The sequence below is a fragment of the Streptomyces sp. BPTC-684 genome, from assembly GCF_030028635.1.
GTDB lineage: Bacteria > Actinomycetota > Actinomycetes > Streptomycetales > Streptomycetaceae > Streptomyces > Streptomyces noboritoensis.
Genome location: NZ_CP124863.1, coordinates 952501 through 964437, shown reverse-complemented (window position 1 = coordinate 964437; position 11937 = coordinate 952501). Strand labels below are relative to the sequence as shown.

Annotated in this window: 10 protein-coding genes and 1 rRNA gene (1 of these 11 only partly in view); 9 read left to right on the top strand and 2 right to left on the bottom strand. The window is 69.6% G+C overall.

Annotated features, from left to right (window positions below; translation table 11 throughout):
* Positions 1–77 precede the first annotated feature (77 nt).
* From eccD to QIY60_RS04140, 6 genes are all read left to right on the top strand, one after another.
* On the top strand, positions 78–1547 hold the full coding sequence (eccD, locus tag QIY60_RS04165; RefSeq protein ID WP_283141192.1) for a type VII secretion integral membrane protein EccD: 1470 nt from the start codon (positions 78–80) through the stop codon (positions 1545–1547).
* 212 nt (positions 1548–1759) lie between these two features.
* Positions 1760–2050 carry a 30S ribosomal protein S15 gene (gene rpsO, locus QIY60_RS04160; RefSeq protein ID WP_067164948.1) on the top strand — a complete coding sequence of 97 codons (291 nt, stop codon included), beginning with the start codon at positions 1760–1762 and terminating at the stop codon, positions 2048–2050.
* A gap of 280 nt (positions 2051–2330) precedes the next feature.
* The gene (locus QIY60_RS04155) at positions 2331–4547 is read left to right on the top strand and encodes a polyribonucleotide nucleotidyltransferase (RefSeq protein ID WP_283141191.1); all 2217 of its coding nucleotides are present in this window, start codon (positions 2331–2333) and stop codon (positions 4545–4547) included.
* Positions 4544–5923, top strand: coding sequence for a pitrilysin family protein (locus QIY60_RS04150; protein WP_283141190.1), 1380 nt, complete (start codon positions 4544–4546; stop codon positions 5921–5923). The genes QIY60_RS04155 and QIY60_RS04150 overlap by 4 nt, the downstream gene beginning before the upstream one ends.
* Before the next feature lie 35 nt (positions 5924–5958).
* Positions 5959–6711 (top strand): 4-hydroxy-tetrahydrodipicolinate reductase, encoded by a 753-nt coding sequence (dapB, locus tag QIY60_RS04145; RefSeq protein WP_283141189.1) that lies wholly within the window; start codon positions 5959–5961, stop codon positions 6709–6711.
* 15 nt (positions 6712–6726) lie between these two features.
* The gene (locus tag QIY60_RS04140; protein WP_283141188.1) at positions 6727–7170 is read left to right on the top strand and encodes a hypothetical protein; all 444 of its coding nucleotides are present in this window, start codon (positions 6727–6729) and stop codon (positions 7168–7170) included.
* A 29-nt stretch (positions 7171–7199) separates the two neighbouring features.
* Here QIY60_RS04140 and QIY60_RS04135 read toward each other — a convergent pair whose 3' ends face one another.
* Both QIY60_RS04135 and QIY60_RS04130 read right to left on the bottom strand, forming a co-directional pair.
* On the bottom strand, positions 7200–7751 hold the full coding sequence (locus QIY60_RS04135) for a PH domain-containing protein (RefSeq protein WP_283141187.1): 552 nt from the start codon (positions 7749–7751) through the stop codon (positions 7200–7202).
* A gap of 126 nt (positions 7752–7877) precedes the next feature.
* Positions 7878–8114 carry a hypothetical protein gene (locus QIY60_RS04130; RefSeq protein ID WP_283141186.1) on the bottom strand — a complete coding sequence of 79 codons (237 nt, stop codon included), beginning with the start codon at positions 8112–8114 and terminating at the stop codon, positions 7878–7880.
* 397 nt (positions 8115–8511) lie between these two features.
* On the opposite strand from QIY60_RS04130, the gene dapA reads away from it, so the two are divergent.
* The 3 genes from dapA to QIY60_RS04115 all read left to right on the top strand — a co-directional run.
* Positions 8512–9411 (top strand): 4-hydroxy-tetrahydrodipicolinate synthase, encoded by a 900-nt coding sequence (dapA, locus tag QIY60_RS04125; protein ID WP_283141185.1) that lies wholly within the window; start codon positions 8512–8514, stop codon positions 9409–9411.
* A 134-nt stretch (positions 9412–9545) separates the two neighbouring features.
* Positions 9546–11231, top strand: a complete 1686-nt coding sequence (locus QIY60_RS04120; RefSeq protein WP_101390480.1) for a ribonuclease J — start codon at positions 9546–9548, stop codon at positions 11229–11231.
* 530 nt (positions 11232–11761) lie between these two features.
* A 16S ribosomal RNA gene (locus QIY60_RS04115) occupies positions 11762–11937 on the top strand (it continues 1352 nt past the right edge of the window).

Here is an 11937-nt window from a genome sequence, read left to right as displayed (position 1 = left end):
CTTGCAGCCTGTGACACCGGAGCCCGGTAGGGTGGCGCGCGCAGTGTGCGCAACCGCGAATCAGGGGGTCCGAGGACGTGAGTACGACCGCAGCGACAGGCTTCTGCCGGGTCACGGTGGTGGCGCCCGACAGTCGCATCGATGTGGCCCTCCCGGAGGACATCGCCGTCGCCGACGTCTACCCGGAGATCCTCCGGCTCACCGGCCAGACCCAGCCCGCGGGCGCGCCCACCGGCTACCACCTGGTGCGCCGCGACGGCACCGTCCTCGACGGCGCCCGCACCCTCGCCGCCCAGCAGGTCCTCGACGGGGAGCTGCTGAGCCTGCGCCCGTTCGCCGAGTCGCTGCCGCCCGCCGTCTTCGACGACGTCTCGGACGCCGTCGCCTCCGCCGTCACCCGCGACCGCCACCTGTGGAGCGACGACCTGCTGCGCTGGGCGGGCCTGGTCGGCGGCGTCCTGCTGCTCGTCCTGATGGGCTTCGTCCTCTGGTACGCGGACCCGGTCGACCACGACATGCACGGCCTGCCCGGCATCATCGCGGGCTCCGCGGGACTGCTGCTCACCGCCTTCGCGGGGGTCCGGGCCCGGGTCTACTCCGACCGCGCCAGCGCCGTCGCCCTGGGCCTGGGCGCACTGCCCCTGCTGCTCATCGCGGGCTCCGGCATCATCGGCCCGGACAGCGGCGACGGCCCCGGCAAGCTCCAGTTCCTGCTCGGCTGCGTCACCGTCCTGGTCGCCTCGGTGTCCCTGGTCGTCCTCACCCCGAGCGGCGACGCCCCGTTCGTGGCGACCACCTTCCTCGCCGCCACCGGCACCCTCGCCACCTTCGTCGCGATCCTCACCGAGTCCACCGCCACCCGGACGGCCGCGGTCTGCGCCCCGGTCGCCATCGGCCTGGTCGCCTTCCTGCCCGGCCTCTCGGCCCGCTTCGCCCGGCTCCCCATCGGCTACGCCTCCCCGCGCAGCGCCACCGCCGACGACTTCGGCGCCGAGCCCAGCACCCCCGACGCCCGCCCCGTCGACGCCGAGCGCATCGCCGCCCAGGCCCGGCGCGGCCACGAGATGCTGCTCGGCCTGGTCGGCGGCTGCGCCGCGACCGTGGTCGGCTCCGCCGCCGTCCTCGGCTTCTCGCACAGCCTCTACGGCCAGCTCCTCGCCCTGGCGGCCGGGCTCGCCATGCTGCTGCGCGCGCGGCTGTTCCGCTACACCTCGCAGGTCGCCTGCGTCCTGGTGGCCGGGATCGCCGCGATCGCCCTGCTGGTCCTCGGCCTCTCCCTGAACCCGCCCGGCGACCTGCTGTACGACTTCGTCCGCTACGGCGACCGGGGCTCCCTCGACATCCGTACGATCTGGCTCTCCGCGGCCGTCGCCGCCGGCGCCGCCCTGATCACCGCCATCGGCCTGATCATCCCGAAGAAGGGCCTCTCGCCCTTCTGGGGCCGCACCCTCGACCTCGCCGAGGGCGCCGTGCTGCTCTCGCTGGTCCCGCTCTGCCTGGCCGTCCTGGACGTCTTCGACCGGGCCCGCTCGCTCACCAGCGGCTGACCGGGCCGCCGGGACACGCCCGGGGCGCCCGGAACCCCCGATCGGACGAGTCCCCGCGTACTGGTACGCTGTGTGACGGCCGTTTGTGTACGCGTCTCCGGATCGTTCTGGAGGCTGCGCCCAGCGGATCCCCGCCTCCCGAGTAACGGAAGCTCCCCTGAGACCAAGACCAGGGGCACTCGGTGGCACATTTCGACTACGAGGAGTACCGAGTGTCTCTCGACGCCGCTACGAAGAAGCAGATCATGTCCGAGTTCGGCCAGAAGGAGGGCGACACCGGCTCCCCCGAGGTCCAGGTCGCCATGCTCTCCCGCCGCATCTCGGACCTGACCGAGCACCTCAAGACCCACAAGCACGACCACCACTCGCGTCGTGGTCTGCTGATCCTCGTGGGCCAGCGCCGCCGCCTGCTGCAGTACCTGGCCAAGAAGGACATCCAGCGCTTCCGTGCGCTGGTCGACCGCCTGGGCATCCGCCGCGGTGCGGCCGGCGGCGCCAAGTAAGTCGCCGTGAAGGGAGCGGTTCCCACCTATTAGGGGGCCGCTCCCTTTGCTGTACGTGCGGGACGTACCGGACGCTCAGTAGTCTGGTCGTACAACGCAACACACAATGAGCGAGAAGGCTCCTCCCGCCGCCGGTCCTCGGTAGTGGCCTCCGGGAGAGAACGCCCCCGGATGCTTCGATCGAAGACCGGCCCGCAGCCAAGGAGCGCTTCTCCGCCACACCGTCCCCCCGCCACACGGGCCCGGGGACGAAAGACGATGAGTATCGGAGAAAACGCTAGTGGAGAACGAGACCCACTACGCCGAGGCCGTTATTGACAACGGTTCCTTCGGCACCCGCACCATCCGCTTCGAGACGGGCCGCCTGGCCAAGCAGGCCGCCGGCTCCGCCGTCGCGTACCTGGACGACGACACGATGGTCCTTTCGGCCACCACCGCGTCCAAGAAGCCCAAGGACCAGCTCGACTTCTTCCCCCTGACGGTGGACGTCGAGGAGCGGATGTACGCGGCCGGCAAGATCCCCGGCTCCTTCTTCCGCCGGGAGGGCCGCCCCTCCGAGGACGCGATCCTCACCTGCCGCCTGATCGACCGCCCGCTGCGCCCGTCCTTCAAGAAGGGCCTGCGCAACGAGATCCAGGTCGTCGCCACGATCATGGCGCTCAACCCCGACCACCTGTACGACGTCGTCGCGATCAACGCCGCGTCCGCGTCCACCCAGCTGGCCGGTCTGCCCTTCTCCGGCCCGATCGGCGGCGTCCGCGTCGCGCTGATCAACGGCCAGTGGGTCGCCTTCCCGACGCACACCGAGCTCGAGGACGCCGTCTTCGACATGGTCGTCGCGGGCCGCGCCCTGGAGGACGGCGACGTCGCGATCATGATGGTCGAGGCCGAGGCCACCGAGAAGACCATCCAGCTGGTCAAGGGCGGCGCCGAGGCGCCGACCGAGGAGGTCGTCGCCGCCGGTCTGGACGCCGCGAAGCCCTTCATCAAGGTGCTCTGCAAGGCCCAGGCCGACCTCGCCGCCAAGGCCGCGAAGCCGACCGGCGAGTTCCCGGTCTTCCTCGACTACCAGGACGACGTCCTGGAGGCGCTCACCGCCGCGGTCAAGGGCGAGCTCGCCCAGGCGCTCACCATCGCGGGCAAGCAGGACCGCGAGACCGAGCTGGACCGCGTCAAGGAGCTGGCCGCCGAGAAGCTCCTCCCGGCCTTCGAGGGCCGCGAGAAGGAGATCTCCGCCGCCTACCGCGCGCTGACCAAGAAGCTGGTCCGCGAGCGCGTCATCAAGGACAAGGTCCGCATCGACGGCCGCGGGATCACGGACATCCGTACCCTGGCCGCCGAGGTCGAGGCCATCCCGCGCGTGCACGGCTCGGCGCTCTTCGAGCGTGGCGAGACCCAGATCCTGGGCGTCACCACCCTCAACATGCTCCGTATGGAGCAGCAGCTGGACACCCTTTCCCCGGTGACCCGCAAGCGCTACATGCACAACTACAACTTCCCGCCGTACTCGGTCGGCGAGACCGGCCGCGTCGGTTCGCCGAAGCGCCGCGAGATCGGCCACGGCGCGCTCGCCGAGCGCGCGATCGTGCCGGTCCTGCCGACGCGCGAGGAGTTCCCGTACGCGATCCGCCAGGTGTCCGAGGCCCTCGGCTCCAACGGCTCGACGTCCATGGGCTCGGTCTGCGCCTCCACCATGTCGCTGCTGAACGCCGGTGTGCCGCTCAAGGCCCCCGTCGCCGGCATCGCCATGGGTCTGATCTCCCAGGAGATCGACGGCAAGACGCACTACGTCGCCCTCACCGACATCCTCGGTGCGGAGGACGCCTTCGGCGACATGGACTTCAAGGTCGCCGGTACGAAGGAGTTCGTCACCGCCCTCCAGCTCGACACCAAGCTGGACGGCATCCCGGCCTCCGTCCTGGCCGCGGCCCTCAAGCAGGCCCGCGACGCCCGCCTCCACATCCTCGACGTGATGATGGAAGCGATCGACACGCCGGACGAGATGTCCCCGAACGCCCCGCGGATCATCACCGTCAAGATCCCGGTGGACAAGATCGGTGAGGTCATCGGCCCCAAGGGCAAGATGATCAACCAGATCCAGGAGGACACCGGCGCCGAGATCACGATCGAGGACGACGGCACCATCTACATCGGTGCCCAGGTCGGCTCGCAGGCCGAGGCCGCCCGCGCCACGATCAACGCGATCGCCAACCCGACCATGCCGGAGGTCGGCGAGCGCTACCTGGGTACGGTCGTCAAGACCACCACCTTCGGTGCCTTCGTCTCCCTGATGCCCGGCAAGGACGGCCTGCTGCACATCTCGCAGATCCGCAAGCTCGCCGGTGGCAAGCGCGTGGAGAACGTCGAGGACGTGCTCGCGGTCGGCACCAAGGTCCAGGTCGAGATCGCGGAGATCGACTCCCGCGGCAAGCTCTCCCTGGTCCCGGTCGTCGAGGGCGAAGAAGGCGACGAGACGAAGGACGACACCGACAAGTGACGTCCCGTAGCTCCAAGGCGACGGCCCGCACCTCCTCGGAGGCGCGGGCCGTCGCCCGTACCCAAACGCTTCTCCAGGGCACCAACGGCATCGGCACCGTCCGCCGCACGACGCTGCCCGGCGGCCTGCGCGTCGTCACCGAGACCCTGCCCTCCGTACGGTCGGCGACCTTCGGCATCTGGGTCCAGGTCGGCTCCCGCGACGAGACGCCCACGCTCAACGGCGCCACGCACTATCTGGAGCACCTCCTCTTCAAGGGCACGCGCAAGCGCAGCGCCCTCGACATCTCCTCCGCGATCGACGCGGTCGGCGGCGAGATGAACGCCTTCACGGCGAAGGAGTACACCTGCTACTACGCGCGCGTGCTCGACACCGACCTGCCGCTGGCGATCGACGTCGTCTGCGACATGCTGACCGGCTCGCTCATCCTCGAAGAGGACGTGGACGCCGAGCGCGGTGTCATCCTCGAAGAGATCGCGATGACCGAGGACGACCCGGGCGACTGCGTGCACGACCTGTTCGCGCACACCATGCTCGGCGACACCCCGCTGGGCCGCCCGGTCCTCGGCACGGTCGACACGATCAACGCGCTGACCCGGTCGCAGGTCGCCCGCTTCTACAAGAAGCACTACGACCCGCGCCACCTGGTCGTGGCGGCCGCCGGAAACGTCGACCACGCCACCGTCGTACGCCAGGTCCGCAAGGCCTTCGAGAAGGCCGGCGCGCTCACCCAAACGGACGCGGTTCCCGTCGCCCCGCGCGACGGCGCCCGCACCCTGAAGACGGCGGGCCGCGTCGAGCTCCTCAACCGGCGCACCGAGCAGGCGCACGTCGTCCTCGGCATGCCGGGCCTGGCCCGCACCGACGAGCGCCGCTGGGCGCTCGGCGTGCTGAACACGGCCCTGGGCGGCGGCATGTCGTCCCGCCTCTTCCAGGAGGTACGGGAGAAGCGCGGCCTCGCCTACAGCGTGTACTCGTACACCTCGGGCTTCGCCGACTGCGGCCTGTTCGGCGTGTACGCGGGCTGCCGCCCCAGCCAGGTCCACGACGTCCTGAAGATCTGCCGGGACGAGCTGGACCGGGTCGCCTCGGACGGCCTCTCGGACGAGGAGATCGGCCGCGCGGTCGGCCAGCTCTCCGGCTCGACCGTCCTGGGCCTGGAGGACACGGGCGCGCTGATGAACCGCATCGGCAAGAGCGAGCTGTGCTGGGGCACCCAGATGTCGGTCGACGACATGCTGGCCCGGATAGCCGCGGTCACCCCGGACGACGTCCGCGAGGTGGCCCGTGATGTGCTGGGCCGGCGTCCCTCGCTGTCCGTCATCGGCCCGCTGAAGGACAAGCAGGCCGACCGCCTCCATGAAGCGGTCTCCTGATCCGTACGTGTACGTAAGGACGTAAGGAAGCAAGCATGAGCAAGCTGCGTGTGGCGGTCCTCGGCGCCAAGGGCCGGATCGGTTCCGAGGCGGTACGGGCCGTGGAAGCGGCCGAGGACATGGAGCTGGTGGCCGCGCTGGGCCGGGGCGACAAGCTGGAGGCGCTCGCCGACGCCGGCGCCCAGGTCGTGGTCGAACTGACCACCCCCGCCTCGGTGATGGGCAACCTCGACTTCTGTGTGCGCCACGGGATGCACGCGGTCGTCGGCACCACCGGCTGGACCGAGGACCGCCTCGCGCAGCTCACCGCCTGGCTGGACGGCTCGCCGTCCACCGGTGTGCTCATCGCGCCGAACTTCTCCATCGGGGCCGTCCTGACGATGAGGTTCGCGCAGCTCGCCGCCCCCTACTTCGAGTCCGTCGAGGTCGTCGAGCTGCACCACCCCAACAAGGTGGACGCGCCGTCGGGCACCGCCACGCGCACCGCGCAGCTGATCGCGGCGGCCCGCGCCGAGGCTGGCGTGGCCCCCGCGCCGGACGCCACGGCGACGGCGCTGGACGGGGCGCGCGGCGCGGACGTCGACGGCGTCCCCGTCCACGCGGTCCGGCTGCGCGGTCTGCTGGCGCACCAGGAGGTCCTCCTGGGCGCCGAGGGCGAGACGCTGACGATCCGTCATGACTCGCTCCACCACAGCAGCTTCATGCCGGGCATCCTGCTCGGCGCGCGCCGCGTGGTGACCACTCCGGGCCTGACCTTCGGCCTGGAACACTTCCTCGACCTGAACTGAGCTGGACTGCCGGTCATGCGCGCAAAGATCACTTACTTCGTCACGGCTGCCGTCCTGGTCTTCTACTTCGTCCTGGTCGGCAGCCGGGGCGTGATGCTCATCCAGGACGGCAAGCTGATCACCGTCCCCATGGGGATCGCGGTCCTGGTGCTGCCGCTGATCGGCATCTGGTTCCTGTGGGCCAACACCCGCTTCGTGACCCGGGCCAACGCCCTCGCCGCCGAACTGGAGGCCGAGGGCGGCCTCCCGGTCGACGAGCTGGTCCGCACCCCCGGCGGCCGCATCGACCGCGACTCGGCCGACGCGGTCTTCGCCCGCCGCAAGGCGGAGACGGAGGACACCCCGAACGACTGGCGCTGCTGGTTCCGCCTGGCCGTGGCCTACCAGGACGCCCGCGACACCCCCCGAGCCCGCAAGGCGATGCAGCGGGCGATCACGCTGCGGGAGGCGGCGGAGTAGTCCGCCGCGCCCGTGGGGCGCGGCCCCGGTCAGGGGCGCCCGTACTCCGCGCCCCACGCCTCCACCGTGTCGGCCGCTCGGTCGAACGCCTCGACGCGCGACAGGAAGTCCGCGTTGTGGTCGGTGAGCAGCACCGGAAGCGTCGCCCCGCCGGGCCGGGAGGCGAGCAGCGCCTGTCCCTGCACCGTCCGGGGCAGCCCGAGCCACCGCACCGGCTGCTGCACCGTCCGTACGTCCTCGATCTGCTGCCACGGCACCGTGGAGGTGCTCAGGAAGCGGACCCGACGCAGCCCGGCCCGGCTGACCCAGACGCCCATCCGCAGCATCCGCAGCGCCGACGCGATCACGGCGAGGGCGACCACCAGGACCGCGAGCGCCGCGGCCGGACCACCCGTGAACGCGATGATCACCGCGGCGAGCAGCACGAACGAGGCGAGGAGCAGCAGCACCGCGGCCGCTCCGACCCGCCAGGGGCCCGGTCGGTAGGGACGCCGCCAGCGGTCGTGGTCGTCGAAGGGCAGCGCGACGTCGTCGGCGGTCGCATCGAATGCGCGGTCGGCCGTCAGGAAGGGCAGGGGCACGACTGATCCTCACTCACAAGCACGCTCGATTGGCTGTGCCCGGTGAGGCTACCCAGGAGGCGGTGGAACGACCAGCTCCGGGGGGCCGTGGGGGTGCCTCCCACGCCATTCGGGCGAGGGGGGGAGTCAGCGGCCGTCCGCCTGGGACTGCTGGGAGTGTCCCGGCGACTGGCTGGGCTGCAGCGCGGGCAGGCCGAACAGGAGCGAGCCCGCGAGCCCGGCCACCACGGTGAGCCCGACCAGCGTACGGCCCACTATTCGTCCGGCGCCGGCACGCTCGCGCGGCGGCGGGGCGACATTGCTGCGGAAGCGGTCGGCCTCGGCGACGAACGCGAAGGGAACGGACTCACGCCGGCGGAACATGAGGGGCTTCTCCTTGTCTCTGGGGTGGTGCGCGGGCTGCGGTGTGGTGTGGTGCGCGAACTGTGATGCGTCTACTGGTACAGACGTACGGAGTTGAGGATTGGTGCCCGAATCCCCCGAATTGGCCGAAGAATTCTGTGACGCATGGTCAGACCAGGTGTTGCCCCTTCGACGCCAACGACCGCGCGGCCCCGCAAGTGGCCCGAAGGTGCCCGTACGGGCACAGATGTGCGGATGGGCCGCGCAAAGTGTCCGTATTGCGGCGTTTCATGAAGTTCATCTAGGCTGATCAAACGGACCCGGCACTGCTTGAACCCCCGAGCAGGCAGTGCCGGGCTCCCTCTGCCACGTCCCCCGAGGGGACACCGGGCGCTGAGCAGCGAGTAGCGTGTTACCCATGGCTCCGATCTCCACTCCGCAGACCCCCTTCGGGCGGGTCCTCACCGCCATGGTCACGCCCTTCACGGCGGACGGCGCACTCGACCTCGACGGCGCGCAGCGCCTCGCCGTCCACCTGGTCGACGCAGGCAACGACGGACTGATCGTCAACGGCACCACCGGCGAGTCCCCGACCACCAGCGACGCGGAGAAAGACCAGCTCGTACGGGCCGTACTGGAAGCGGTAGGAGGCCGGGCCCACGTCGTCGCCGGCATCGGCACGAATGACACGCGTCACACCCTGGAGCTGGCCCGCACGGCCGAGCGCTCCGGCGCACACGGCCTGCTCGCCGTCACGCCGTACTACAACAAGCCCCCCCAGGAGGGCCTGTACCGGCACTTCTCGGCCATCGCCGACGCCACCGAGCTCCCGGTGATGCTCTATGACATCCCCGGCCGCAGTGGTGTCCCGATCGACACCGAAACCCTGGTGCGCCTCGCCGAGCACCCGCGTATCGTCGCCAACAAGGACGCCAAAGGCGACCTCGGCCGTGCCAGCTGGGCCATCGCCCGCTCCGGCCTCGCCTGGTACTCCGGCGACGACATGCTCAACCTTCCGCTGCTCTCGGTCGGCGCGGTCGGCTTCGTCTCGGTCGTCGGCCACGTGGTCACCCCCGAGCTGCGCGCGCTCCTCGACGCGTACCTCTCGGGCAACGTCCAGAAGGCCATCGAGATCCACCAGCGACTGCTCCCGGTGTACACGGGCATGTTCCGTACCCAGGGAGTGATCACCACCAAGGCCGCGCTGGCCCTGCAGGGGCTGCCCGGCGGACCGCTGCGCCTGCCGATGATCGACCTGACGGCGGAGGAAACCGCCCAGCTCAAGATCGATCTTGCGGCCGGCGGGGTAGAGCTGTAACTCCTGCGGGGTACAGCTGCCACCACAGACTTCACAACTGAATACGAAGAACGAAACAGACAACAGCAAGTGCACGAATGTCATGCGCGCCACGTGCCTCGGAGGTACGTGGCGTGTGTGGTGAGGAGAGTCTTTTGAGTCATCCGCATCCCGAACTCGGCACCCCGCCGAAGCTTCCCAAGAACGGCCTGCGCGTCACCCCGCTCGGCGGTCTCGGCGAAATCGGCCGGAACATGACGGTCTTCGAGTACGGCGGCCGCCTGCTCATCGTCGACTGCGGCGTGCTCTTCCCCGAGGAGGAGCAGCCCGGCGTCGACCTGATCCTGCCGGACTTCAGCAGCATCAGGGACCGCCTCGACGACATCGAGGGCATCGTGCTCACGCACGGCCACGAGGACCACATCGGCGGCGTCCCGTACCTGCTCCGCGAGAAGCCGGACATCCCGCTGATCGGCTCCAAGCTGACCCTCGCGCTGATCGAGGCGAAGCTCCAGGAGCACCGCATCCGCCCGTACACGCTGGAGGTCGCCGAGGGCGACCGCGAGCGCCTGGGCCCCTTCGACTGCGAGTTCATCGCGGTCAACCACTCCATCCCGGACGCCCTCGCGGTGGCCATCCGCACCCCCGCGGGCCTGGCCGTCGCCACCGGCGACTTCAAGATGGACCAGCTCCCGCTGGACGGGCGCCTCACGGACCTGCACGCCTTCGCCCGGCTGAGCGAGGAGGGCATCGACCTCCTCCTCTCCGACTCGACGAACGCCGAGGTCCCCGGCTTCGTACCGCCGGAGCGGGACATCTCCAACGTCCTGCGCACGGTGTTCGCGAACGCCGACAAGCGGATCATCGTGGCCAGCTTCGCCAGCCACGTGCACCGCATCCAGCAGATCCTGGACGCCGCCCACGAGTACGGCCGCCGGGTCGCCTTCGTCGGCCGCTCGATGGTCCGCAACATGGGCATCGCGCGCGACCTCGGCTACCTCCGGGTCCCCGCGGGCCTGGTCGTGGACGTCAAGACGCTCGACGACCTGCCGGACGACGAGGTCGTGCTGGTCTGCACCGGCTCGCAGGGCGAGCCCATGGCGGCGCTGTCCCGGATGGCCAACCGCGACCACCAGATCCGGATCGTCCAGGGCGACACGGTGATCCTGGCGTCGTCCCTGATCCCGGGCAACGAGAACGCGGTCTACCGCGTCATCAACGGTCTGACCCGCTGGGGCGCGAACGTCGTCCACAAGGGCAACGCCAAGGTGCACGTCTCGGGCCACGCCTCGGCCGGCGAGCTGCTGTACTTCTACAACATCTGCAAGCCGAAGAACCTGATGCCGGTCCACGGCGAATGGCGTCACCTGCGGGCGAACGCGGAGCTCGGAGCCCTCACCGGCGTCCCGAAGAACCACATCGTCATCGCCGAGGACGGAGTGGTCGTCGACCTGGTCGACGGCGCCGCGAAGATCGTCGGCAAGGTCCAGGCGGGTTACGTGTACGTGGACGGCCTCTCGGTCGGCGACGTCACCGAGTCCTCGCTCAAGGACCGCCGCATCCTCGGGGACGAGGGCATCATCTCGGTCTTCGTGGTCGTCGACTCGTCGAGCGGCAAGATCGTCAGCGGTCCGACGATCCAGGCACGCGGTTCCGGCATCGAGGACTCGGCCTTCACCCCCGTGGTCTCGAAGGTCGAAGAGGCGCTGAACAAGTCCGCCCAGGACGGCGTCGTCGAGCCCCACCAGCTCCAGCAGCTGATCCGCCGCTCGGTCGGCAAGTGGGTCTCGGACACCTACCGTCGGCGCCCGATGATCCTCCCGGTCGTCGTCGAGGTCTGACGACCCGTCTGACACCACGGCGTACGCCCGGAGCGGGGCCCCTCGATTTGCATCGGGGCGCCCCGCTCCAGTACGTTTACATCTCCTCCACACGGGAACCCGGCACCTTCGCGTGCCATCCGCGTCAGCGACGCGGGGACAGGGAAACCGAACGGGAGGGAAATTCCGACTCAGGATCTCTGATAAAGTCGGAGCCGCCGGAAAGGGAAACGCGAAAGCGGGAACCTGGAAAGCGCCGAGGAAGTCGGACCGGGAAACGGTCTGATAGAGTCGGAAACGAAGGAAGCGCCCGGAGGGCCCGGAAACGGGAACAAAGGAAGCGTCCGTACCTTGAGAACTCAACAGCGTGCCAAAAGTCAACGCCAGATTGACAACCCCGGCCCATCCCTTGTGGTGGGTTGGAGGTTCCTTTGAAAAGTCCATCCGCTTGCGGGTGGCAATTACACAGCGAGGACGCTGAGGATAACCGGCCTTATTCCGGCCTGGTTGTTCCGCTCTTTCGTGTGTGCGCACCGGATGACCGGTACACATTCATGGAGAGTTTGATCCTGGCTCAGGACGAACGCTGGCGGCGTGCTTAACACATGCAAGTCGAACGATGAAGCCTTTCGGGGTGGATTAGTGGCGAACGGGTGAGTAACACGTGGGCAATCTGCCCTTCACTCTGGGACAAGCCCTGGAAACGGGGTCTAATACCGGATACGAC

Bases quoted from the DNA above. Each gene is read 5' to 3' on its own strand.
- dapB (WP_283141189.1), top strand. From the start codon at position 5,959: ATGAGCAAGCTGCGTGTGGCGGTCCTCGGCGCCAAGGGCCGGATCGGT.
- QIY60_RS04140 (WP_283141188.1), top strand. From the start codon at position 6,727: ATGCGCGCAAAGATCACTTACTTCGTCACGGCTGCCGTCCTGGTCTTC.
- QIY60_RS04130 (WP_283141186.1), bottom strand. From the start codon at position 8,114: ATGTTCCGCCGGCGTGAGTCCGTTCCCTTCGCGTTCGTCGCCGAGGCC.
- dapA (WP_283141185.1), top strand. From the start codon at position 8,512: ATGGCTCCGATCTCCACTCCGCAGACCCCCTTCGGGCGGGTCCTCACC.